This is a genomic window from Sorangium sp. So ce394 (genome assembly GCF_051474665.1).
In the GTDB taxonomy this organism is placed as follows: Bacteria; Myxococcota_A; Polyangia; order Polyangiales; family Polyangiaceae; genus Sorangium; species Sorangium cellulosum_D.
On record NZ_CP150339.1, the window covers coordinates 2,272,654 to 2,294,876 of the forward strand.

Sequence of the window (22,223 nt, forward strand, 5' to 3'; positions counted from 1 at the left end):
CCCTGGAAAGTGCCACGGCGGCCGGTTTCGATGGTGCCAGCGCCCCACAGCTCCCACGCCCCCCACGCCTTCCTCCGCCTGGAGCGCGGCGCGCCGGCGACGCTGGCCGCGCAGCTGGTCGAGCAGCTGCGCCGCGCCGTGCTCGAGGGCGTCCTGCAGCCCGACCACCTGCTCCCGTCGTCGCGCGAGCTCGCGCGGGAGCTCGGCGTGTCGCGCAACACCGTCGCCGCGGCGTACGAGGCGCTGGCCGCGGACGGCACGGTCCTGGTCCGCGCGCGCCGGGCGCCGGTCGTGGCGCACGTGCCGGTGCGCGCGGGGGGGCAGAGCGCCGCCCGCGCCCAGCCCGCGGCGGCCCTGCCGCGGCTGTCCCGCAGCGCGCGGCGCCTCGCGGCGGTGGTGCCTCCCGACCGGCTCGACGCGCTCCTCGGCGGCCGGCCGCGCTCGCGCCCGTTCGGCGTCGGTCTGCCGGACCTCGATCTGCTCCCGTGGCGCATCTTCGAGCGGTGCCTCGCGCGCCGCCTCCGCGCGATGTCGGCCGAGGGCGCGCTCCACCACGATCCGCGGGGCGCGCTGCTGCTCCGGCGCGCGGTGCTCCATCATGTCGCGGTGGCCCGCGGCGTGCGCGCGACGGTCGACCAGGTCTTCATCACGGAGGGCTCCCAGGGCGCGCTGGACCTCTGCTGCCGCGCGCTGCTCGACCCGGGCGACGCCGCGTGGGTGGAGGCGTCGGGGCCGCTCGCCCTGCGCGCGGCGGTGCGCATGGCGGGCGCCCGGCCGATCGCGATCCCGGTCGACGACGAGGGGCTGCGCGTGCACGTCGGGGCGCGCCGGGCGCCGCGCGCGCGGGTCGCGTTCGTGTCGCCGGCCTCCGCGTTCCCCTCCGGCGCGCGGCTCACGCTGCCGCGGCGCATCGAGCTCCTGTCGTGGGCCGGCGGGGCGGGGGCGGTGGTCGTCGAGATCGACTACGAGGGCGAGCTGCGGTTCGACGGCTCCCCGCTGCCGTCGCTGCTCGGCCTCGACGTCGAGGGCGTGAACGACCGCGTGATCCACGTGGGATCGTTCAGCCGCTCGCTGTTCCCTGGCCTGCGGCTCGGCTTCATGATCGTGCCGCCGGCGCTGGTGCGCGCGGTGGCCCAGGTGCGCGCGGCGTCGACGCGGTCGCCGCCGTACCTGCTGCAGGCCGCGCTCGCCGACTTCATCGACGAGGGGCATTTCGCGCGCCACCTGCGGAAGCTGAAGCAGGCGACGCGGCGCCGCCGCGACTTCTTGCTCGCGGAGCTCGGGCGCGCGCTGCCGGCCGCGGTGCGGGTGCGCGCGCCCGCGGGCGGCTCGGTGCTGACGCTGGACCTGCCCGAGGGCTCGGACGACGTGGCGATCGTGAAGGCGCTCGCGGCGCGGGGCGTGGACGCGATGCCGCTCTCGCGCGGCGCGGCGGGGCGCGCCAGGGCGTCGCGCGCGCCGGGGCTGATCCTGGGGTTCGGCGCGCACGCGGAGCCCGCGCTGGCGGAGGCGGCGCGGACGCTCGCGGCGGTGGTGGGCGAGGCGATCGGGGCGGGCGGGCGGCGGTGAGGGGGGCGGCTGACCGGGCCGAGGGCGCCGTCGACGGTCTGGAACAGGCGCACGACGTCGTCCTCGGCGCTCACGTCGGCGGCGATCGCGAGGGCGGCGCCGCCGCGGCCGCGGATCTCGTCGACGACCCTGGCGGCGGCGCCCGCGTCGCGCAGGTAGCCCACGGCGACCGCGTAGCCGCGCCGCGCGGCGAGCAGCGCGGTGGCGGCGCCGATCCCGCGGCTGCCGCCCGTGACGATCATGATCCCGGCCATGGCGGGAGGTTAGCGCGGGCCGGCGGCGAAGACGGCGCGCCGCCGGGGTCGCTGGCGAGAGCGGCGCGTCGCCGGGGTCGCTGGCGCGCTAGACTCGCGTCCGGCCGCCGTGCTCCTCGCGCGCGCCGCGCCCGCTGTCTTGATGGCCTCGATCCGCCTTTACGCCGCCGCTGCCCTCGCCGTCCTCTCGTCCGCGTGCGCCGGCCCGGTCACGACGGCTCCGCCGGCGACGGCTCCGCAGGTCGACTCGGCCGCTCCGCAGGCGCCCTCGGTCGCTCCGCCGGCCGGCGCGGCTGCCTCTCCGCGTCGCGCGCCTCGGGCCGGCGCGCCCGGGGCGCGGCCTGGCGCCGTCGCGGCCGCGGGCGCGGAGCCCGCCTGGGCGCCGCCGATCGTGCACACGCTGGCCGTGTTCACGGTGACCCGCAGCGTGGAGGCGGTGCTGTGGCCCGATCCGTTCGCCGACTTCCGCCTGGAGCGCTGGGGGTACCACTACGGCGAGGCGTTCACGAAGCCGCCGCTGTTCGACGCCGATCAGCCCGCGTTTCGATGGGATCACGACCCGTGGCCGATCAACGTGATCGGCCACGGCCTGCTCGGGAGCGAGATCTACTTCAGGGCGCGGAGCTGCCGGTTCGGCGTGCCGGCCGCGGTCGCCTTCGCCATCGCCGGCACCCACCTCTGGGAGTACGGCTACGAGGCCAACGGCGTCCGCCCGTCGGCGCTCGATCTGGTCTACACGCCGCTCGCCGGGGCGCTCCTGGGCGAGCTCCGCTACGCCACGTGGCGCGCGGCGGGGGGGATCGAGAGCGCGCCGGCGCGCGTGCTCGTGCGCGCGCTCGTGGATCCGTTCGGCGAGATCGAGCGAGGCGTCGGGGTGTTCGACTGCTAGAGCACCGACGATGAGGCAACCCTGAGGTCAACGATGCTTCCCCTCTTCTCCGTTGACGATCTCGTAAGCGCCCATGTCGGGAGCGGCGCCCACGACGCGCGGATTCCCGTCCAGGTCCATCGGCGGCAGGCCGCAGGTGAATAGCCCGGCGTCCCGGGCGGGTGAGCAAGCCTGGAGGTGCAGGTCGCCGTCGGCGGGGGCCACGAAGAGCGGGTCCTGGTCGATGTTGCCCGTGCCGGGATAGCCGCCCATCACGTCGCTGTAGGTGATCTCGGCCGCGCCCGGGCCCGCGATCTCATTGGGCGCGCTTCCCCAGAGGATGGAGTTGAGCACCGTCGCGCTCCCGGAGGAAACGTAGAGCCCGCCGCCATCGGCTGGGATATCGAAGCCCTGGGCCGTGTTGCCATAGAACGTGCAGTGCGTCACGTTCACGTCGCCGTCCGCGTGGATCGCGCCGCCTAGCGCCTGGATCTCGTTGAAGCCGCCGAAGCCGTTCGCCCTGTTGGCGAAGAAGACCGAGTTGGTCACGCTCAGGGTACCCGCGGCGATGATCGCGCCACCCCTCGTTGCTGTGTTGTTCTCGAACGAGCAGTCGATCACGGTGACGTCGCCGTCGGCGCCGATTCCGCCGCCCGTATTGTTGGTGACGCTCGACCGGAACATCGCCAGCCTGCCGCGGACGCTGACCACGGGGCGATTGCGCGTGTCCCCAGAGTTGCCGTCGATCGTCGCGTCGGCCACCTTGACGCTGCTGTTGATGGCGCCGAGCGCAGCCCCATCGAAATCGCTGAGATTGTTCAAGAAGATCGAGTCGGACACCCTGAGCACGCTGTCGACGCACCAGATCCCGCCGCCGCTCCTGCCGAAGTTCTCCTCGAAACGGGACGCGACCACGGTCGCGCTGCTGCCGTCGAGGACGACAAGCCCGCCCCCGGACGGGTTGGTGGAGTTGCGGGAGAAGGTGGCTCGCACCATCTTCAGCCGGCTCCCGCGCGTGATGCCCAGCCCACCGCCTTCTCCGCCGCTGCCGCTGACGGCCGCTTCGTTATTGAGGAAGCTGGCGTCGTGCACGGTCACGTCGCCCCCGTCGATCCACACGCCACCTCCATTCTCGCTCGCGATATTGCTGCGGAACACGACCCTCTTCAGCTTCGGACGGCCCCCCCGGATCAGCATTCCGCCGCCGTTCGGGCTGCTGGCCTCGAGCGCCGTGCCGTTCTGGCAGGTGAACCCCTCTACCCAGCCGCCGCGGGGGACGTCGACCAGCGTCAGGCACCGGCCGCCGGGCCCGAGGCTCGGATCCACGATCGACGCGTCCGGCCCGGCGCCGATCAGCGCGATGGCCTTGCCGGTCCACACGATGGATTCGGCGTATGTCCCCGGGGCGACGCGGATCCTGTCGCCCTCCGCGGCCGCGTCGACGGCGGCCTGGATCGTCGGATAGTCCTCCGGCACGTCGATGCGGTGTGCGCGCGCGGCGCGCGACCCCGCGAGGAGGACAGCCAGCACGATGAGCGCTGACATGGTGCTTCGTACGATGCTTATCATCGACCTTCCTCCGTGACGAAAGAATGCAGCTCTCGCGGAGGCGTCCTGAGCGTTGCTCCGTCGAACATCGTATGTGGCCCTTCCGCGCCTTTCCAGCTTGTCACGTCGCGGCACCGGCACCATGCGAGCTTTCCTGGTTTCGAGGAACGCTCGCACCCGGCAGCATCGGATGTTCCGTCAAGCGCTCCCTCTCGTGTCCCTCGGCGTGAGATTTCCCACCTTGCGCGTCGTGACTGAGCGCGAGCCGGCTGTCCTCGACATCGATGCGGAGGGCAAGGCGGCCGCGGTCGCTGTCGCCCCCGGCGCGCTGCTCGCTTCGCCGGCGCGGCTCATCCAGCGGCGTGGACATCGGAGGGGCGGTGGCAGGCGAGCATGCATGGACATGGCCAGGTTATCCTGACCGGCATGAGCATCTGGCACAGCGCCGTCTGGGGGCGACGTCACCTTCTGATCGTCGTGGGCTCCGCGGGGCACGTGCTGCGCTCGGAGGATGGAGGCCAGCGCTGGAGAAGGATGCAGACGCCCGTCCGCCAGGATCTGCGCGCGCTCGCAGGCGCCGGTCCGGCGCTGATCGCCGCCGGACAGAGCGGCACCCTGCTGTCCTCGAGCGATGAGGGGCGGCGCTGGATCGACGTGAGCTGCCGCGCGAAGGCGGACCTGCGCGGCGTCGCCCTGCGGGACGACGGCGAGGCCATCGCGGTGGGGCTCGGCGGGACGGTGCTCTGCTCCCGCGATCGCGGCCAGACCTGGGAAGCCGGGCCGGGCCTCGAGGACCTCTGCCTGGAGGCCGCCGCCATCGACGCCGAGGGCCGCTTCCTCGCGCTGGCGCTCGAAGGAGAGCTCGCCACCCTGCAAGGAGCGACGTGGGTACGCCACGAGATCCCTGGCCGGCATCCGCGGGCGCTCTGCGCTCGCGGGGGGATCGTGGTCGTGGGCGACGGCGACGGCCGTATTCACACGAGCCGGACGCAGGCGCCTCCTGGGAGTCGCACTCCACCGGGAGCGGGCGCTCCATCCAGGCGCTGTGGCTCGGCCCCGCCGGCCAGGCCATCGCGGCCGGCGATGGCGGCTTCCTCGCGGTCAGCGAGGACGAGGGCCGCACCTGGACGCGCCCCTCCCTCAGGTCCGATCAGCAGCGCCACGCGCTGTGGGGCGACGACGGAGCGGAGCCGAGATGTGGGCCGTGGGAGAGAACGTCTTGCTGCGCAGGCGTCCTAGCGACACGCACCTTTCCCGCGGCGCTCCAGCGAGCGCGGTATGCAGCGCTTGACTTCGGGCTCGCGTTGCGACCTCCTGGTTTCTCATGAGCGATCTGATCGAGCGCCAGCCGGTGCGCGTGATCCCGGTCGACGACTACCGCCTAACGGTGGAGCGCAGCGATCACGGCTCGTGACGATGTGAAGCTGCTCGGGGAGCGCATCCGGCTCAACTGCTGAAACGGCCGCCCAGCCGAGGCCGCTGCGTCCCGATACGGCGCGGCGGGCCTGGCTGGCGCGCCTGCCACCCTCGGAGGAGCATCGGCGTGAGCGACGTCAGCAACCGCATCGCGGGAGGCTTGAAGCGGCGGCCCTGGATCGGCGTCGCGCTCGGGCTGATCGCCGGCGTCACGCTCGGCGTGCTCTCGGTCCGGGCGTGGCAGCGGGTGGCGGCGTTCGGGGACGCGCCGGTGCGGCTCAGCGCGGCGGAGGCGCTGCGCCGCGCGCGGACGGAGGCTGTGTGGGTGGAGCTGACCGACGCGCAGTTCTCGTGCGAAGGGAGCGTGGAGCTCGCGGGCACGCGGTACGGCCGTCTGCTCGCGCCCTCGCTCGGCGAGGTCGTGGCCCTGGTGAGCGCGGACGGGCCGCTGTGTCCGCCGCCCGGCCAGCCGCTCACGGGCGCCTTCGACGCGCCGACGGGCCGACAGCGCTCCTTGCTGGTGGACCGGGGGCTGCCCGAGGCGGCCGACGAGGACGCGCTCGTGCTGTCGCTCGGCGACGGTCCGCGCAAGGCGCGCGTCGATGCCTGGACCTTGCTCGGCCTCGCCGCGATGTGCTTCGCGGTCGGGTTCGTGGGCTTCGTCATCCGCCGCGCCGACGCGCAGGCCGCGCGGCGGGCCGCGGCCGCCCTGCCGCTCGCGGAGCTCTGGCGGCGCCTCGACCGGGGCGCGCTGCGCCTCCGGCCGCGCTATCTCCTGATCGCCCTCGCGAGCGTGGTCCTCCTGGCGCCGCTCAACGGCGCGCTCATGGCGATCGCCGGCGTGGGCGCGGTCCAGATCGCGCGCGACGTGCTCGCGCAGCCGGGCCGCTGGGCCGCCGCGGAGCCGGTCGCCGTCGACGGCCTCGTCTCGGTGACGCCTCACGGCCACACCGCCTGGACCGACGACTATCTCACCGATGTGGTCGTGAGCTTTCGCGCCGACGGCGAGGAGCAGGAGGTGAGCTACCTGGTCGCCTGGGCGCCGGGGGTGTTGCCGGACATCGAGGTGCGGAGGAGCGGAGGCGAGCTCATGACGAGCGCGGAGCCCGCCCTGAGGACACCGCGGCTGCTGATCGCGGCGGGGAGCGCGGGGTTCGCCGCCGTCCTGCTGGTGCTGGGCGTCAAGCTGGTGGGCGAAACCTGGTCGAAGCTCCGCGCGCTGCGCCGCGCTGCGAGCTCCCCCGAAGTCGTGCTGCTCCCGTTGCGCGACCTCCGGGAGAAGCGCCACAACGGCGTCGTCGTTGGATGGGAATGCGAAACCCTGAACGCGCAGGGGGAGGTGCGCCGCGAGGAGTTCAGTTACCGCGATCCTCCGGCGCTCGACGACGCCGGGGCGCACGTGCTCGCCGTCCGCCCGCGCGGCGCGCCGGGCGCCGAGCCGATCGTGGTGGCCACGGACGGCTATCCGTTCCGCATCGATCCCTGAAGCAGGGGCGAGGTCGCCCGAGCGCGCTGCCTCGGTCCCGCCGGGGCGATCGTGCGCCCTCCTGGCCGCGCCAGGGACAGCGGCTCGCCCGCCCGGGTGTCCCCGGCGCGTCCCCCCGCGTCCCTGCCAGCGGCCTCGGTGTCCCTGGCCCGCTCGCTCGTGTCCCTGGCGCCGGCGTCCCTGTCCCTGGCGGCAGCTCCCTCGGTCGTGTCCGGCGCGGCCCTTGTCCCAGCCGGCGCGGCCCTTGTCCCAGCCGGCGCGGCCCTTGTCCCAGCCGGCGCGGCCCTTGTCCCTGGCGGACGATTCCCTGTCCCTGGCGAGGGCGCCGGGGGGCTCGGGTGCTAGAACCCGGCGCGTGACTCCCCAGCCGCTCGATCGCCTCCGCGAGCTCTTCGCCAAGGTCGACGCGTTCTTCGCGAACGCGAGCGCGCGCCACGGCGGGCGGATGGCGTGCGCGACGGGGTGCAGCGACTGCTGCCGGCGGCGGTTCTCGGTGACGTCGATCGAGGCCGACGCCCTCCGCGAGGCGCTCGCGGCGCTCCCCGAGGCCGAGCGCGCGGCGCTCGCCGGCCGCGCGCGAGCGGGCGATCCCGGCGTGTGCCCGGCGCTCGACGGGGAGGGGAGGTGCGCGCTCTACGCGGCCCGGCCGCTCATCTGCCGCACGCACGGCCTGCCGATCCGGTTCGCGCCGTCCGGCGGGCGCGCGCTGCCGGTCATCGACGCCTGCCCGAAGAACTTCGTGGGAGAGGACCTCGATGCCATCGAGGCGTCGTCGGTGCTGGACCAGACGACGCTCTCGACGGTGCTGGCCGCCCTCGACATGGCGCACGCCGACGCGGCCGGGCGGCCGCGCGGGCAGCGCGCCGCGATCGCCTCGGTGCTCTCGGGCGAGGGCTGACGCGCCCCCGGCGCGCCACGTCATTGGTCGCCTCTCCCAGCGCCGGTCAGGCCTCCTCGTCAACGACCGTTGACGAGGAGCAGGGTGGGGCGGAGTGGCCAGGGCGCCGAGCACGTTGCAACTCGGCGATAACCGATCCCGCGTGTCGTGAGGGGGAGTGACCGCTCACGCCTCCTTCAGGAACGTCATGTGAGGTAGCTTGGCGCTCGGGTCGTCCCGGTGGATCTCGGTGTGGACCCTGCTGATGAGCTGCTTGCAGTGGCTCAGGTCGTCGACCCGCAGGAGGAACAGGATGTCGCCGGGATCGTCGTCGTTCGTCCAGACGTGCTCCAGGTGCATCCCCTGTTCAGCGTGGCTGGCCGCGTCGGCCGCCAGCTGCTGCTTGACGTCCTCGAGCGTGGCGCCGGTGAGCCTTGCCAGTACGTGAGCCATGTTCAGACCTCCTCAGGGTGGTGAGCCAAAGGCGCGCCGCACGCGGGGGCCGTGCGGCCAGGCGCGGGGGGTTCGATCGGGATCCCTCGTGGGTGTAGCCGAACCGGGAGTCCGGCGGGGGCGCTTTTTTATCGAATCGCGCCCTGATGAGGCCGCAAGCGCCGACGCGAGCTGCCCTCCGCGAGCTGCCCTCCGCGAGCTGCCCTCCGCGAGCTGCCCTCCGCGAGCTGCCCTCCAGGAAAGCGCCGGTAGCTTCACCGAGCCTCCGCGCGCCGACGCGGCCGCCTCGCGGCGCGTCGCGCGCCGCGGCGCTTGGTCGATCGACCGACGAGGTGGTACCAGGAGGTCAAGGACGTGAGAGAGCGCCCACACCCCAACGACCCGGCGCGCACGGCGCTGCTCGTCATCGACATGCAGAACGACTTCCTCGCGGAGGGGGGCGCGTTCTCGAAGCGGCACTGCGATCCGCATCAGCTCGCCCAGAGCGTGGCCTGGCTGGTGCGCGCCGCGCGCGCGCAGGGGCGCGCCGTGGTGTGGGTGACCTCGGCCTACGGCGAGATCGACGCGGCCCCGGACGCGCTCCGCGGGCAGACGCACACCGACGGCGCGTGCTGCGCCCGCGGCACGTGGGGCGCCGAGCTGTTCCCGGCGCTCGCCCCGGTGCGCGCCGAGCGCCCGGCGGGGGCCGCGGACTGGCACGTCGAGAAGCGCTGGTATTCGGCCTTCCGCGACACCGATCTGCGCGCCCGGCTCGAGGAGGCGGGCGTGACCGCGGTGATCCTGTGCGGCGTCGCGACCAACGTGTGCGTCCTCGCCGCCGCCCGCGACGCGCGCCGGCTCGGCTTCGAGGTCGAGGTCCTCGAGGACGCGACCGCGGCGAGCACCGCGGGCAAGCACGCCGCGGCGCTGCGCGAGATCGAGGGCCTCGGCGGCCGGCGCCGCCGCTGGGCCGACGTGCTCTCGGACGGGCCCGGGCCGGTGTGCGTCGCCGGCATCGGCGCGGGCGGGACGGCGCTGTGGTGCGGCGCCCTCGACGAGCGCCTCGATGGCGGCGCGGGCGCCTTCGAGGCCGTCGAGCGCGAGGTCGCGTGGACCACGATGCTCCACCGCGGCGGGGAGGTGCCGCGCCTCGTCGCGATCCAGGGCGAGCGCGCGCCCGACGGCGCCGTGCCGCTCTACCGCCACCCGGTCGACGAGCAACCGGAGCTCGGCGCCTTCACCCCCGCCGTCGACCGCATCCGCAGGGAGGTCGAGCGCCGCGTCGGGCACCCGCTCAACCACTGCTTGCTCCAGCTCTACCGCACCGGGCGCGACTGGATCAGCGAGCACTCCGACAAGACGCTCGACCTCGTGCGCCCGTCGTTCATCGTGAACGTCTCGCTCGGGCGACAGCGCACCATGGTGCTCCGGCCCAAGCGCGCCGCCGAAGGGGATGCCGTCCAGAAGGTCCCTTTGCCGCACGGCTCGCTGCTCGTCATGGACCTGGAGACCAACCGCCGCTTCTATCACGCCATCCGGCAGGAGGGCGACGCGGAGGGCGAGGACCGGGCGTCGCGGATCTCGCTCACCTTCCGGCATATCGGCACGTTTCACGATCCGGCGACCGGGGCTGTCTGGGGCGTCGGCGCGCCCGCCGCGGAGCGCGCCGAGGCCGAGGCGCGCGCCCGGGCCCGGTCCGCGCTCGCCGAGCCGGAGCGGGAGGCCGCGGAGCGCGCCGAGGCAGAGCGGATGCTCCAGCTCTTCCGCGCCGAGAACATCGACGCCGACTTCGACGCCGCCGCGTACCGCGCGGGCTTCGAGGCGCTCAATTTTCGCACGTTCCGCACGTTGCAGGGGCCCGGAGGCGACCGATGAGCGCGCAGCGGGCGGTGTATTTCGTGAACGGCTCGATCTCGAGCTGGCGCGTGCTCCTCGCCGTTCGCGAGAAGGGCCTCGCCTTCGAGCCCCGCCGCCTGCGCGTGATGCGCGAGCCCCGCGAGACGCGCGCCGCGGAGTTCCTGGCCCTCAATCCGCGGGGCCAGGCCCCGGTGCTCGTCGAGCCCGATGGCACCGTCATGAACGAGTCGCTGGCGATCCTCACGTACCTGGAGATGCGGTATCCCGACCCGCCGCTCCTCCCGCCGCCCGCCGAGCCCGGCGCGCTCGCCCGCGCGCTCGCCTTGGCGCAGGAGTCCGAGGCCACCGCGTGCGTCTACGACCCGCTGGAGAGCCTCTTCGAGGCCGGTCCGGACGCCCTGTCGCCGGACCGGCGAGCGGCCATCGCGGGCGCGCTCTCGGGCGTGGAGCGCGAGCTCGCGCTGTGGGAGGCGCGGGCCCAGAGGACACGGTTCATCGCGTCGGACGCCTTCACGCTCGCCGACTGCGCGTTCTACCCCGTGCTCGCCTACATGCAGCGGCGCGGGCTGTCGCTCGCCGGCCATCCCGCGCTCGACGCCTACGAGCGCCGCGTGCGGGGCCGCCCCTCGGCGGTCGCCTCGTACCCGGAAGGCTGGTCCCACGATCTGGCGCGCCCCGATCTCTTCGCAAAGGCGCGGGCGCTCGCCGCGCCGGGGATTCCCGGGAGCTGACGCGCGCACGGCTCGCCCGTGCCCCGAGCGCGGGGCGGGCGCTCAGGGCGCTGGCGCGGCGCCGACGATGTACTCGACCGCGAGGCCGAAGTTGCAGCCGCCGCTGATGTCATAGTTCTTGAGATAGCGCTCGTTGGTGACGGTCAGCCCGCCGACCTCGGCGCTCTCGCCGTTCGCGATCGAGACGGCGGGCTCGTCATCGGCCTCCACGGTCATCGCGAGCTCCTCGTAGCCGCACAGCCCATCCTCGCTGTAACAGGTGGGCTCGCCCTGGGCGATGGAGAGGCCGATGGGATCGTTCTCGCCCACGGCGACCACGAGCTCTCCGTCCCGCTCGACGCGGACTCGGGTGACGTGCTCCTGCCAATCCGTCGTTTCAGCATAGGAGTAGTCGACGTCGAGGGTGTCCCCGACGGCGACGGCGCTCGCCGCGAAGCCCGGGACCGTGAAGCCGAGGGTGAGCGCCTTCCCGGCCTCGTCGGCGAGGTCGATCATGACCTCGGGCGCGGTGCGTCCGATCGCGCTCCAGCGGAGCGCGCAGGGCTCGCCCTGGGCGGGCGGGCGCACGGCCGTCACCGTGCCGGAGAACGCGAGGGTCCACGGCACGCTCGAGCCCTCCCCCTCCCGTGCCGGGAGGTCGACGTCGGCGCACGCGAAGACCCTGGGCTCGTGCGCCTCACAGGCAGGTCCGCCGCCGGTGCCCGTGCCGCCGGTGCCACCGGTGCCAGCGCCGGTGCCACCGGTGCCAGAGCCGCCGGTGCCGGTGCCACCTGGGTCGCTGCCGCCGCCGCCGGTGCCAGCTGGGTCACTGCCGCCGGCGCCGGTGCCGCCGGTGCCGGTGGTGCCGGCGCTCGTGCCGGTACCGGGGTTGATCTCGACGCTGCACGCGGCGAGGCTGACGAGGAATGTCATGAGGGAGGCAAGGAGAGGCAAGCTGGTTCGATGGTGCATCCCTTCACCGGCAGCACACCATGTGCCAATCCGGGCACTGTGCCGCTGGCGCTGGTCTTTCCCGTGCGATTCAGCAGGGATGACCGACCCGAAGGTCCACGAAAGGCCGAGGCTGGCCGGGTCCTCACTGTGCCATCTTGAGCAACTCGGCGCGTCCGCGGGTGGGGGCCGGATTTGAACATGAAGGCGGGAAGGCGGGAAGAAAAGATCAATGATCTCCCCGCCTTCATGTGAATCACTCCGGGGCGAGTTGGGCCACCACCCGTCCGCGAAGGTGGATCATGCGCCAGACGCCAGCCGACGCCGGACCCCCTGGTCACGCGCGGCGTCCTCGTGGGCGACGGGGCGGTGCGGGGCGGGCGCTCAGGGCGTAGACGTGGCGCTGACGACGTACTCGACCGAGAGGCCGAAGTTGCAGTCTCCGGTGAGGTCGTAGTTCCTGAAATAGCGATGGTTGGTGACGGTCAGCGCGCCGACCTCGGCGCTCTCTCCGGTCGGGATCGAGACCGCGGGCCCGTCGCCGGCCGACACGGACATCCCGAGCCTCCCGTAACCGCAGATGTCATCCTCCTCGCGGTAGCACTCACGCTCGCCGTCGCGGAGGGTGAGCCCGAGGGGCTCGTTCTCTCCCACGCCGACGACGAGCGCTCCGCCTCGCTCGAGGCGAATGCGGGTGCTCGATTTCAGGTCCCAATCCACGAACTCGTAGGCGAAGAAGTCGACGTCGAGCGCGTCGCCCACAGCGACGGCGCTGGACGAGAAGCCCGGGACCGCGAAGCCCACGGTGAGCGCATTCCCGGCCTCGTCCGCGAGGTCGATCATGACCTCGGGCGTGCCGTGTGCGATCTTTGTCCATCGACGCGTGCACGGCTCGTCGGGGCCGGGTGGGCGTACGGCCGTCACCGTGCCGGAGAACGCGAACGTGCGATGAGAGCTCGAGGGATCCACCTCCGGGAGGTCGAGGTCGGCGCACGCGAAGACCGCCGTCGTGTACGGATGACAGCTAGGCCCGCCGCCGGTGCCGCCAATGCCACCGGTGCCACCGGTGCCGCCAATGCCACCGGTGCCACCGGTGCCGCCAATGCCACCGGTGCCGCCAATGCCACCGGTGCCACCGGTGCCGCCAATGCCACCGGTGCCGCCAATACCACCGGTGCCACCGGTGCCGCCAATGCCACCGGTGCCGCCGGTGCCGCCAATGCCACCGGTGCCGCCAATGCCACCTGTGCCACTGCCGCCGGCGCCGCCGGTGCCGCCGCCGTCGATGATCTCGACGTTGCATGCGGCGAGGGAGACGAGGAACGTCATGAGGGAGACGAGGAGAGGTAAGCTCGTTCGATGGTGCATCTCTTCGTCAGCAGCACATGATGTGCCAGCCGAGCACTGTGCCGTGGCGCTGGTCCTTTCTTTGCCACGTGGGCTCGATGGGCCCGGAAGCAGCGCAAACCGCCGACGTTCACCAGGCCCCAGTTGTGCCATCCTGTGCAACCCGAGACCCCCGCGAAGGTAGATCATGCGCCCGACGCCGACCGACTCCGCCATCGATTTCGCCGCCCTCGATCCGGGCGCGCTGCCGCCCGCGCTCGTCGAGCAGGCGCGCCTCGTCTGGGCCGACCGTGTTCGCACCGAGTACCAGTCCATCCAGATCGCGACGCGCTTCCTCGGCGAGGCCCTCGCGGCAGGCGAGCCGCTCGACGTCTCCCGCGCCGTCGCGGAGACCGTCGAGGAGGAGATCCGCCACGCCGAGCTGTGCGGCCGCATGTGCGCGGCGCTCGGGGGCCGCGCGCCCGCGCCGCGCGACGTCGCCGCGCCGCTCGCGGACCTGCGCGAGGTCCCGCTCGACGAGCGCGTGCTCGCGAGCGCCATCTCGCTCTTCCTGATCGCCGAGGCGTTCTCGGTCGGCTACCTCCTGGATCTCGAGGCCCGCGCCGACCACCCGGTCACGCGCGCCGTGCTCGCCGCGATCGCGGGCGACGAGGCGGAGCACGAGGCCTTCGGCCCCGAGCTCGTCGCGCGCAAGCTCCGCGATCTCCCCCCGGCGAAGCGGGCCGCGTGGCGCGGGTTCACGGGCCGGCTCGTGCGCGGGCACCTCGATCGCGCCGAGCAGGTCCTCGCGCGCGTCCCGGCGGAGGACCGGTCGCTCGACCGCTGGCCCGAGCCCGAGCGGGCGACGCTCGGGCTCCTCGGCGAGGTCCGGCTCGCGCTGCTCTGCCAGCGAACCTACAAGGAGCGGCTCGCGCCGGCGCTGGAGAAGCTCGGGCTCGGCTGAGAAGCTCGCTCCTCGCTGTGGGCCTGCCGGCCCTCGCGAGGGGGGATCCTGCGCCGTCACGAACCGCGGGCGCCGTCCATCGCGAGCCTTCCTGCCGCTCGCAGCTCCGGCAGCGGTGCGCGCGGAACGCGGTGTCGAGATCGGGACGCGGCTGGGTCGCTGGTACGCTGTGTGTATTCGCCGGTCCGAGGAAGTGTCCTGAGGCGATGGCCGTACACCACGGCAGGTGAGGTGAACATGGTCGTGTCGATGCAGCAGACCGCGGCAGCGGCTGCGGGCGCCGTGATGGTGGCGCTTGCGCTTTTGGGGTGCGGGTCCGAGGGGGGCGATCCGCCGGGCGGAACGGGCGGGGACGCGGGCGCCGGAGGCGCGCAAGGGGAAGGCGGGAGCGCGGACGGGGGCGGCGGCGCCGGCGCGCAGGGCGGAGGCGGGCCGTGGGAGTGCGTGACCCTCGACCTCAAGCCCGGCGAGGTCGGCCCTGGCGGCGTCGTGGCGCTGTTCCGCGACGACGATATCAATTGGATCGAGTCCGTCGGAGGGAGCGCGCTCTCGGGGGGGTACGTGTACTTCGACGCGGACTACCAGCTCCGGCGCGTGCCGGTCGCCGGCGGCCCCGCGGAGACGCTCGGGGACTTGCCCAGCGGATGGCACTCCATGGTCGGCGACACCCTCGTCTGGACCGAAGAGCTGAGCTCGCAACGCAATGTGCGCCTGCTCGCCGCGCCGGCGACGAACCTGAGCGCCTCGACCGTGCTCGCGGAGGACATCCTCCCTCCTCAAATGCTCGCGCTCGACGACACGAACGCCTACTACGATCAGGGCGACCCGCAGGCGATCTGGAAGGTCGCTCTGGCCGGCGGCAGCGCCCCCGAGGTGCTGGTGCCGAGCGGCCACCCGCTCGGCATGATCAGCCACGACGGCGCGCTGTACTGGCTCGACTTCCAGACGACCCAGCTCGAGCGGGTGCCGCGCGAAGGCGGCACCCGTGAGCCGCTCGCGGAGGTGTTCTTCGGCGGGCCGATGGCGGCGGCCGGCGAGAGCGTCTTCTGGACCGACACCAGCCTCCACACGGTCAACCGGTGGCGCGACGGCGCCGCCGCCATCGACGTCCTCCACGACATCGAAAAGGTCCCGAACGCGGACTCCTCGCCCTCCGCCATCGCCGTGAGCGGTGATACGGTCTACTGGCTTCAAGGCTTTGGCTGCGTCGAGCTGTGGCAGGTGAAGACGGACGGCACGGGCGCTCGAAGGACAGCGTCGGGCTTCTTCCTCGCCGATGGGCTCTCGGTCGACGAGAGCCACGTCTTCGTGATAGCGCAAGACGCGATTTACCGCGTCGACCGCTGACCGCCGCCGCCATCACCAGGTCTCCGCCTCGCGCCGGCCCGGCGTCTAGGCGCACCTGTCTTACACTGCGCTCCATCGGGGGCCGCCTGCGTTGTTCCTGCGGCGAGCGGGCGGCGGCTCGCCGTGGAGGTGCGCGGCCCTACAGCATCGCCGGAATCGTTTGGCGTGACGGCTGCGGGCGGCCCCCGGCTCAGCTAGCTTCGGTCAACGGCGGAGATGCCGGCGCCGACCCTAGCCACCGACCCGTCACCATGTTATTGCTAGCCGGAATTCCACTACGCGTGCAATTGACGCGAATTGACGCGCGTCGGTGGTTCGCCTGGCGTGAGGAGAGTCGAAGCCACGAGAAGCTCACGTGCTTGAAAGGCCCAACCTGGGCGTGGCGAACCTGACTCCCCCTGGCCCCGAGGTCAGAGCCCCTGGGCTCACCTCGCGGGCCCCGCCGCCGAGAGCCCCCTCCGAACGAAGGCACACGCAAACCACGAGCTGGAGATCCGGTCATGACCGTTGTAATTGGAGACAAAGAGTATTTCCCCGGTGTCGGCAAGATCCCCTACGAGGGGCCCGAGTCCGACAACCCCCTCGCCTTCAAGTGGTACGACGCGAATCGCGTCGTCGCCGGCAAGGCGATGAAGGATCACTTCAAGTTTGCGGTGTGTTACTGGCACACGTTCTGTGGTCGCGGACACGACCCGTTCGGGCCGGGGACGATCAACTTCCCCTGGGACGAGGGCAAGGACGCGCTGGCCCGCGCTCGCATGAAGATGGACGCGAGCTTCGAGTTCATCACCAAGCTCGGCGCGACGCACTACTGCTTTCATGACATCGACCTCGTGGAAGAGGGCGACAGCCGCGCCGAGACGTCGCGCCGCCTCCAGAGCATCGTCGAATACGCCAAGCAGAAGCAGGCGCAGTCGGGGATCAAGCTCCTGTGGGGCACGGCGAACCTGTTCTCCAACCCGCGCTACATGAACGGCGCCTCCACGAACCCGGATTTCGCCGTGGTGGCCTACGCCGGCGCCCAGCTCAAGGACGCCCTCGACGCCACCATCGCGCTGAACGGCGAGAACTACGTGTTCTGGGGCGGCCGCGAGGGTTACATGAGCCTGCTGAACACGGACATGAAGCGCGAGAAGGACCACTTCGCTCGCTTCCTGACCCTGGCGCGCGACTACGCGCGCTCGCGCGGCTTCAAGGGCACCTTCTTCATCGAGCCGAAGCCGATGGAGCCCTCCAAGCACCAGTACGACTTCGACGCCGAGACCGTGATCGGGTTCCTGCGTCAGCACGGCCTGGACAAGGACTTCAAGCTCAACCTGGAGACGAACCACGCGACGCTCGCCGGCCACACCATGGAGCACGAGATGCAGGCGGCCGCCGACGCCGGCATGCTCGGCAGCATCGACGCGAACCGCGGCGACTACCAGAACGCGTGGGACACCGACCAGTTCCCCTACAACATCAACGAGACCGTGGAGATGATGCTCATCCTGCTCCGCAGCGGTGGGTTCCAGGGCGGCGGCGTGAACTTCGACGCCAAGCGCCGCCGCAACTCGACGGATCTCATCGACACCTTCCACGGCCACATCGGCGGCATGGACGTGTTCGCCCGCGCGCTCATCATCGCCGACGACCTGATCCGCAAGTCGCCGCTCGAGTCGATGCGCAAGGCCCGTTACGCGTCGTTCGACAACGGCAAGGGCGCGGACTTCGAGCAGGGGAAGCTCACGCTGGAGCAGCTGGCCGAGATCGGCAACGCCGGCGGCGAGGTCAAGCTCACGAGCGGTCAGCAAGAGCTGTACGAGAACATCGTCAATCGCTACATCCGCTGAGCCGAGCGCTCGAGGGGACGACGGCGGGGCGACGCCGCTCGGGCTCACCGGCCCAGCGCGGCCATCTTCTCGTTCACCCAGTCGTCCCCCACGAGCGGGTGCACGCCGGCCCCGTCCCGCTCGAGGTCGATCCCCACCGAGAGCAGGCCGCTCTTCACGAGGAACGCGCCGAGCGGGTCCTGCCCGTCCGACTTGGTGAGCCGCCCGCGGATGGCGAGGTTGCCGCCCTGCGCCTCCAGCAGCCTGAAATCGACCTCGCCCTCCTTGCGCCTCACCGTCGCCGAGGCCTTGAGCCCCTCCATCGTGAGGAGCCCCGCGGCCCACCCGGGGATGGCGTCCTCGGCGTCGAGCAGCGCCACCGCGGGCCTCGCGTCCTTGCACTCGAGCCGGATCGCCGCCTCCATCAGCCCCCGCCCCACCTTCCCGTCGTCGACGTCGATGCGCGCCCACCAGCCGGGGAGCGCCTCGCCCTCGTGCTCGATCGCGAGGTCCTCGATCTCGATGCGGCTCTTGCCGAGCTTCGCCGTCGGGCCGAGGAGGTTCGCCGCCTCGAGCGCCACGCGCGCCTTGATGTCGCCCTTCACCCGCGTCTCCTTCCACGCGAGCGCCCCTTGCTTGAGGAGGAGGCTCACCGCCCCCGTGCCTCGGCCCAGCGGGTCGACCTCGAGGCTGCTCCGCGCGAAGGCGGCGCCGCCCGTGAACCGCGGCGCGTCCGGGCCGGCGCCGTCCGGGTTGAGCCAGCGCAGGTCCGGGATCGCCGCGGCGACGACGTCCACCTTCGACGAGAACCCCGGCGGGAGCCGCATGAGGTGGAGCTCCGGCGCGTCGAAGGCGGCGCTCGCCCGCTCCACCACGATGGGCGGCAGCCCCTTGCCTGGGCGCTCGAGCGTCGCGCGGGGGACCGCCACCGCGAGGCGCGCCTGCCCGCGCTCGTCGACGCGGAGATCCACGTCCGCCGCGACGGCCGCCCGGAGCGACCCGGCGGAGGCCGCGAGGTGGCTCGTGCCGTACGAGAGGGTGCTGCCCGGCTCGACGTTGCCCCGGTTCACGACGAGGTTCGCCCGGAGCCCTCCGCTCCCGTCCTCGATCCGCGGCTCCGCGCCCTCGCCGGTGTAGAAGTGGATGAAGTCGAGCCCGGGCAGCTGGGCGTCGAGGCGCACGCGCGCCCAGGTGGTGTCGAAGACGTCGAGCCCCTCGATGTCCCGCGGATCGAACGTGTTCATCGTGACGTCGAGGTCGGCGTCGACGCGCGCGGCGACGCGGTCGGCGAGGTGGACCTCGCCCGAACGGAGCTCCAGCGCCACGGGCCCGACGCGGACCGAGCGGAGCGGCTTGTAGTAGAACCCCCCGCGCACGCGGCCGCCGCCGGCGTACCGGACCTGCTGGATCCAGACCTCCTTGAGCGTCGTGTCCACGCGCTCCAGGTGCACGGTCCAGAGGTTGTAGCCCTCGTCCGAGTTCTCGAGATCGCGCCTCGGCGGCAGCTCCGGCTTGAGCGGGGGGTTTGTGAACTCCGGGATGGGGGGGAGCGCCTTGATGTGCGGCGCCTCCAGATCGCGCTCGCTCGTGGGATCCACGAGCAGCCGCATGCGGAACGTGAAGCCCTCGGCGCGGATGTCCTCCGCGTGGAACTTCTTCCGGAAAAGATCGATCAGGTGGATGTCCGCCTCCACCTCGTCGAGCAGCACCGCCCACTCCAGCGTGCTGTCGGACCCGCTGAGCCGGAGCTCCTTCACGTGCACGACGCCCGGCCAGAGGCTCCAGGCCGACCCGTAGAACAGCGTCGCGTCGGTCGGGTTGTAGCTGACGAGCCTCGCCACGAGCTTCGTGCTCAGCATGACGTTGCCGATGACGACGTAGCCGAGCCAGAGCGCGATCGGCAGGATCAACATCACCTTCAGCGCCTTGCTCATGCGCGGCCCGAGCCACCCTCTGAGGCCACGCGACGACGTCACGGCGAAAGCTCCCGGCATGAACGGGCGGAACGCACGCGCCGTGCCGCCGAGCTGGCCCGCATCGCGGCCGGCGGGCGCTGGGCTCGCCGTAGCGATCTGCCTCGCGTGTGGCGGAGGTCGCCACGCGCGGGGCGCGAAAGTGCGCGATCTTGCCCGGATTTCCCGAGAAATGCTCTGTTCGAGGCGGTCGCCCCCCGCCGGACCCGGCGGGCACCCCGATTGCTAACCCCGATTGCCACGCCGACCCCTGGCGACCGCTGCGCTGCCGAGCCTGTCGCACGTCAGCCTCCGCTGGAGCCGAGCTCCAGCCAACCCCGAGGTCATCATGAAGCACACGGTCCATCACGACCTGAACGATGAAGAAGCCAAGAACGCCGTCCTGAGGGCGATGGAGCGGTATCGCGAGCGGTACGCGGAGTACGCGCCGTCGATGCTCTGGAGCGACGAATGGCGCGCGGATCTCGGCCTGTGCTTCAAGGGGTTCCAGGTCGCGGGGCGGCTCGAGCTCCGGCCCAAGACCGTCGATGTCGAGATCGACGTGCCGTTGCCGCTGCGCATGTTCAAGCGGATGGCGATCGCCGCGATCGACTCGGAGGTGCGGCGGTACATCGACGAGGCGCACCGCGAGCGGTCGCGGCGCGCTCATGGCGCGACCCTGGGGGGAGCTGTCTGAGCTAGCCGCGCCATGCCGAGCGCCAGCACCAAGACCCCCCGATCCAGGCGCCGCCCGCGGAGCGCGCCGCGCCGCGCGCGGCGCGCCGCCCCGAGCGGCGTCGTCGTCCAGCGGCACCGCGTCAGCCTGTCGGTCGAGACCGTCGAGACGGTCGAGCTCGCGCGCGCCGCGGGCGAGCTCGCGGCGGCCGCGCCGCTCACCCCGTCGCCGGTCGAGTCCGCGAAGTCGGCCGGGCTCCGGTACGTGAACGACGACGAGCCGGGCATCTCCCGCCGGAAGGTGGGCAAGGGCTTCAAGTTCCTCGACCCCGAGGGTCGCCTCATCAAGGACGAGGCGACCCTCCAGCGGATCCGGCGCCTGGCGATCCCGCCCGCGTGGACCGGGGTGTGGATCTGCCAGAGCGAGCGCGGGCACATCCAGGCCACCGGCCGGGACGCGCGCGGCCGGAAGCAGTACCGGTATCACCCGCGCTGGCGCGAGGTCCGCGACGAGACGAAGTACGATCGCATGCTCGCGTTCGGCGCGGCGCTCCCGGCGATCCGCGCGGCGGTGGAGCGCGATCTCGCGCTGCCGGGGCTCCCGCGCGAGAAGGTGCTGGCGACCGTGGTGCGCCTGCTCGACGAGACGTCGATCCGCATCGGGAACGACGAGTATGCGCGCGACAACAACTCGTACGGTCTGACGACGCTCCACGACGAGCACGTCGAGATCAAGGGCGATCTCATCAGATTCCACTTCCGGGGCAAGAGCGGCAAGGAGCACGAGCTGACGGTGCGGGACCGGCGCCTCGCGCGCATCGTGAAGCGCTGCCAGGACGTGCCCGGCCACGAGCTGTTCCAGTACATCGACGGCGACGGCCAGCGGCAGCGCATCCACTCGGACGATGTGAACGAGTACCTGCGCTCCCTCGCGGGGCAGGAGTTCACGGCGAAGGACTTCCGCACCTGGACCGGCACGGTGCTGTGCGCGTCGTTCTTCTGCGAGATGGAGGTCGCCACCTCGGCCCGCCAGATGAAGAAGTGCGTGGCGCAGGTGATCGACATGGTGTCCGCCCGCCTCGGCAACACGCGCGCGGTCTGCCAGCGTTGTTATGTCCACCCCGCCGTGATCCGCGCCTACACCGAGGGGGCCTTGCAGACCTTGCTCGAGGCGGAAGAGGCGGTCACGGACGAGGCGATCGCGGCGCTCCGACCCGAGGAGGCCACGATGCTCCGGATCGTCCGCGGGTTCAGCGAGCGCGACGCGGTGCCGCTCGCCACCCAGCTCCGCGAGAGCGTGCGCGCGGTCAAGGCGCGGCGGGCGGACAGGAGCGCAGCGCGCCCGAAGAGCAGCGTGAAGCGCCCGAAGAACGCGAAGCGCCCGAGCGGGCAGCGGCGCGCCGCTGCCTGACCCGTCCCCAGCGCAACCCTAGCTCCCGCGCTTGCTGCGCCCGGCGCCGCGCCGCCGCGGGCAGCCGACGAGTGCGCCGTGTCCCCCCGTCACAGCGTGGCCATCTCGCCGTGGCATTGTGCCCCGGGCGCGGGGCGTTCTGCCGTCGATCCGTGAGCAGCTACGCAGACTTCACGCGATGGACGCGCCCGGTACGTTTCGTGTTCTGCGAAGGAGAAGCGAACGACGAGGACCCTCAGCCAAGGAGACATGCATGGCGAGCCAGAGGTTGGTCACCGAGATGGTGCGGACACGTGTGGAGGCCGAGGACGCCATCCGGCGTATCCTCGACCACGGACACTCGCGCAGGGACATCTGCGTCATCGTGAGCGAGGCCGCCCGACGCCAGCACTTCTCGCGTTCGCGCGTGCAGGGCGCGGCCGTGAACGGCAACGCGCTCAGCGCGATCCTCGCCGCGGCGGGCGCGGGGCTCGTGGTGCCGGGGCTGCGGCTCGCGGTGGCCGGCCCCATCGCGGTGAAGCTCGCCGACGCGAGCTCGGGCGGCGAGACCGCCAGCCTGGGCAGCGTGCTCGTCGACGCCGGCATCCCGGAGCCGCGCGCGCCGGAGGTCGAGCGGCGCCTCAAGGAGGGGGCGATGCTCATCGGCGTGCTCGCGCGCGACGACGCGGATGCCGCGGACGTGCAGGCGATCCTGCGCGGGGTCGGCGCCGGGGAGTCCTGCGGCACCAGCAAGGGCGCCCGCGTCTTCGCGACCCTCTGACGCCGCGCT

General features: G+C 72.5%; 19 protein-coding genes and 1 pseudogene. 13 read left to right on the forward strand and 7 right to left on the reverse strand.

What is annotated here, in order from left to right; translation table 11 throughout:
- The first annotated feature begins 30 nt into the window (after nucleotides 1-30).
- Nucleotides 31-1,569, forward strand: coding sequence for a PLP-dependent aminotransferase family protein (locus tag WMF33_RS08370; protein ID WP_437336650.1), 1,539 nt, complete (start codon nucleotides 31-33; stop codon nucleotides 1,567-1,569).
- Between the two features lie 8 nt (nucleotides 1,570-1,577).
- On the opposite strand, the pseudogene WMF33_RS08375 reads toward WMF33_RS08370, so the two are convergent.
- A pseudogene (locus tag WMF33_RS08375) lies at nucleotides 1,578-1,823 on the reverse strand (SDR family NAD(P)-dependent oxidoreductase); the annotation flags it as partial.
- A gap of 142 nt (nucleotides 1,824-1,965) precedes the next feature.
- Here WMF33_RS08375 and WMF33_RS08380 point away from each other — a divergent pair.
- A complete protein-coding gene (locus WMF33_RS08380; RefSeq protein ID WP_437336651.1) occupies nucleotides 1,966-2,712 on the forward strand; it encodes a DUF3943 domain-containing protein in 747 nt (248 codons plus the stop codon).
- Nucleotides 2,713-2,739: 27 nt separating this feature from the next.
- Here the strand turns inward: WMF33_RS08380 and WMF33_RS08385 are convergent, their stop codons facing one another.
- Nucleotides 2,740-4,236 carry a choice-of-anchor Q domain-containing protein gene (locus WMF33_RS08385; RefSeq protein WP_437336652.1) on the reverse strand — a complete coding sequence of 499 codons (1,497 nt, stop codon included), beginning with the start codon at nucleotides 4,234-4,236 and terminating at the stop codon, nucleotides 2,740-2,742.
- A gap of 124 nt (nucleotides 4,237-4,360) precedes the next feature.
- A complete protein-coding gene (locus tag WMF33_RS08390; RefSeq protein ID WP_437336653.1) occupies nucleotides 4,361-4,609 on the reverse strand; it encodes a hypothetical protein in 249 nt (82 codons plus the stop codon).
- 56 nt (nucleotides 4,610-4,665) lie between these two features.
- On the opposite strand from WMF33_RS08390, the gene WMF33_RS08395 reads away from it, so the two are divergent.
- From WMF33_RS08395 to WMF33_RS08405, 3 genes are all read left to right on the forward strand, one after another.
- A complete protein-coding gene (locus WMF33_RS08395; protein WP_437336654.1) occupies nucleotides 4,666-5,478 on the forward strand; it encodes a hypothetical protein in 813 nt (270 codons plus the stop codon).
- 304 nt (nucleotides 5,479-5,782) lie between these two features.
- Nucleotides 5,783-7,141 (forward strand): hypothetical protein, encoded by a 1,359-nt coding sequence (locus tag WMF33_RS08400; RefSeq protein ID WP_437336655.1) that lies wholly within the window; start codon nucleotides 5,783-5,785, stop codon nucleotides 7,139-7,141.
- Between the two features lie 355 nt (nucleotides 7,142-7,496).
- Nucleotides 7,497-8,039 carry a YkgJ family cysteine cluster protein gene (locus tag WMF33_RS08405; RefSeq protein ID WP_437336656.1) on the forward strand — a complete coding sequence of 181 codons (543 nt, stop codon included), beginning with the start codon at nucleotides 7,497-7,499 and terminating at the stop codon, nucleotides 8,037-8,039.
- A gap of 165 nt (nucleotides 8,040-8,204) precedes the next feature.
- Here the strand turns inward: WMF33_RS08405 and WMF33_RS08410 are convergent, their stop codons facing one another.
- Nucleotides 8,205-8,471: a hypothetical protein gene (locus WMF33_RS08410; protein ID WP_437336657.1), complete on the reverse strand. Its 267-nt coding sequence runs from the start codon at nucleotides 8,469-8,471 to the stop codon at nucleotides 8,205-8,207.
- Nucleotides 8,472-8,825: 354 nt separating this feature from the next.
- Here WMF33_RS08410 and WMF33_RS08415 point away from each other — a divergent pair, with 354 nt between their 5' ends.
- Both WMF33_RS08415 and WMF33_RS08420 read left to right on the forward strand, forming a co-directional pair.
- Entirely contained in the window at nucleotides 8,826-10,325 is a 1,500-nt protein-coding gene (locus WMF33_RS08415) for an isochorismatase family protein (protein ID WP_437336658.1), read from the forward strand.
- On the forward strand, nucleotides 10,322-11,038 hold the full coding sequence (locus tag WMF33_RS08420) for a glutathione S-transferase family protein (RefSeq protein ID WP_437336659.1): 717 nt from the start codon (nucleotides 10,322-10,324) through the stop codon (nucleotides 11,036-11,038). The genes WMF33_RS08415 and WMF33_RS08420 overlap by 4 nt, the downstream gene beginning before the upstream one ends.
- Nucleotides 11,039-11,080: 42 nt before the next feature.
- Here the strand turns inward: WMF33_RS08420 and WMF33_RS08425 are convergent, their stop codons facing one another.
- Nucleotides 11,081-11,950: a hypothetical protein gene (locus WMF33_RS08425; RefSeq protein WP_437336660.1), complete on the reverse strand. Its 870-nt coding sequence runs from the start codon at nucleotides 11,948-11,950 to the stop codon at nucleotides 11,081-11,083.
- A gap of 402 nt (nucleotides 11,951-12,352) precedes the next feature.
- Nucleotides 12,353-13,297 carry a hypothetical protein gene (locus WMF33_RS08430; protein ID WP_437336661.1) on the reverse strand — a complete coding sequence of 315 codons (945 nt, stop codon included), beginning with the start codon at nucleotides 13,295-13,297 and terminating at the stop codon, nucleotides 12,353-12,355.
- A gap of 205 nt (nucleotides 13,298-13,502) precedes the next feature.
- Between WMF33_RS08430 and WMF33_RS08435 the strand changes: the two genes are divergently transcribed.
- From WMF33_RS08435 to xylA, 3 genes are all read left to right on the forward strand, one after another.
- Entirely contained in the window at nucleotides 13,503-14,258 is a 756-nt protein-coding gene (locus tag WMF33_RS08435; RefSeq protein ID WP_437336662.1) for a ferritin-like domain-containing protein, read from the forward strand.
- Nucleotides 14,259-14,495: 237 nt separating this feature from the next.
- A complete protein-coding gene (locus WMF33_RS08440; protein ID WP_437336663.1) occupies nucleotides 14,496-15,605 on the forward strand; it encodes a hypothetical protein in 1,110 nt (369 codons plus the stop codon).
- Between the two features lie 500 nt (nucleotides 15,606-16,105).
- The gene (gene xylA / locus WMF33_RS08445; protein ID WP_437336664.1) at nucleotides 16,106-17,437 is read left to right on the forward strand and encodes a xylose isomerase; all 1,332 of its coding nucleotides are present in this window, start codon (nucleotides 16,106-16,108) and stop codon (nucleotides 17,435-17,437) included.
- 44 nt (nucleotides 17,438-17,481) lie between these two features.
- Here the strand turns inward: xylA and WMF33_RS08450 are convergent, their stop codons facing one another.
- On the reverse strand, nucleotides 17,482-19,350 hold the full coding sequence (locus WMF33_RS08450; RefSeq protein ID WP_437336665.1) for a hypothetical protein: 1,869 nt from the start codon (nucleotides 19,348-19,350) through the stop codon (nucleotides 17,482-17,484).
- Nucleotides 19,351-19,717: 367 nt separating this feature from the next.
- Here WMF33_RS08450 and WMF33_RS08455 point away from each other — a divergent pair, with 367 nt between their 5' ends.
- The 3 genes from WMF33_RS08455 to WMF33_RS08465 all read left to right on the forward strand — a co-directional run bounded on the left by WMF33_RS08455 (nucleotide 19,718) and on the right by WMF33_RS08465 (nucleotide 22,214).
- Complete coding sequence (locus tag WMF33_RS08455) at nucleotides 19,718-20,065, forward strand: polyhydroxyalkanoic acid system family protein (RefSeq protein WP_061625990.1); 348 nt, start codon at nucleotides 19,718-19,720, stop codon at nucleotides 20,063-20,065.
- Nucleotides 20,066-20,077: 12 nt separating this feature from the next.
- Nucleotides 20,078-21,454 (forward strand): DNA topoisomerase IB, encoded by a 1,377-nt coding sequence (locus tag WMF33_RS08460; RefSeq protein WP_437336666.1) that lies wholly within the window; start codon nucleotides 20,078-20,080, stop codon nucleotides 21,452-21,454.
- A gap of 253 nt (nucleotides 21,455-21,707) precedes the next feature.
- Nucleotides 21,708-22,214: a hypothetical protein gene (locus WMF33_RS08465; protein ID WP_437336667.1), complete on the forward strand. Its 507-nt coding sequence runs from the start codon at nucleotides 21,708-21,710 to the stop codon at nucleotides 22,212-22,214.
- Nucleotides 22,215-22,223 lie beyond the last annotated feature (9 nt).

Bases quoted from the DNA above. Each gene is read 5' to 3' on its own strand.
- WMF33_RS08370 (WP_437336650.1), top strand. From the start codon at position 31: ATGGTGCCAGCGCCCCACAGCTCCCACGCCCCCCACGCCTTCCTCCGC.
- WMF33_RS08380 (WP_437336651.1), top strand. From the start codon at position 1,966: ATGGCCTCGATCCGCCTTTACGCCGCCGCTGCCCTCGCCGTCCTCTCG.
- WMF33_RS08385 (WP_437336652.1), bottom strand. From the start codon at position 4,236: ATGTCAGCGCTCATCGTGCTGGCTGTCCTCCTCGCGGGGTCGCGCGCC.
- WMF33_RS08390 (WP_437336653.1), bottom strand. From the start codon at position 4,609: ATGTCCACGCCGCTGGATGAGCCGCGCCGGCGAAGCGAGCAGCGCGCC.
- WMF33_RS08395 (WP_437336654.1), top strand. From the start codon at position 4,666: ATGAGCATCTGGCACAGCGCCGTCTGGGGGCGACGTCACCTTCTGATC.
- WMF33_RS08410 (WP_437336657.1), bottom strand. From the start codon at position 8,471: ATGGCTCACGTACTGGCAAGGCTCACCGGCGCCACGCTCGAGGACGTC.
- WMF33_RS08420 (WP_437336659.1), top strand. From the start codon at position 10,322: ATGAGCGCGCAGCGGGCGGTGTATTTCGTGAACGGCTCGATCTCGAGC.
- WMF33_RS08425 (WP_437336660.1), bottom strand. From the start codon at position 11,950: ATGACATTCCTCGTCAGCCTCGCCGCGTGCAGCGTCGAGATCAACCCC.
- WMF33_RS08430 (WP_437336661.1), bottom strand. From the start codon at position 13,297: ATGACGTTCCTCGTCTCCCTCGCCGCATGCAACGTCGAGATCATCGAC.
- WMF33_RS08435 (WP_437336662.1), top strand. From the start codon at position 13,503: ATGCGCCCGACGCCGACCGACTCCGCCATCGATTTCGCCGCCCTCGAT.
- WMF33_RS08440 (WP_437336663.1), top strand. From the start codon at position 14,496: ATGGTCGTGTCGATGCAGCAGACCGCGGCAGCGGCTGCGGGCGCCGTG.
- xylA (WP_437336664.1), top strand. From the start codon at position 16,106: ATGACCGTTGTAATTGGAGACAAAGAGTATTTCCCCGGTGTCGGCAAG.
- WMF33_RS08450 (WP_437336665.1), bottom strand. From the start codon at position 19,350: ATGAGCAAGGCGCTGAAGGTGATGTTGATCCTGCCGATCGCGCTCTGG.
- WMF33_RS08455 (WP_061625990.1), top strand. From the start codon at position 19,718: ATGAAGCACACGGTCCATCACGACCTGAACGATGAAGAAGCCAAGAAC.
- WMF33_RS08460 (WP_437336666.1), top strand. From the start codon at position 20,078: ATGCCGAGCGCCAGCACCAAGACCCCCCGATCCAGGCGCCGCCCGCGG.
- WMF33_RS08465 (WP_437336667.1), top strand. From the start codon at position 21,708: ATGGCGAGCCAGAGGTTGGTCACCGAGATGGTGCGGACACGTGTGGAG.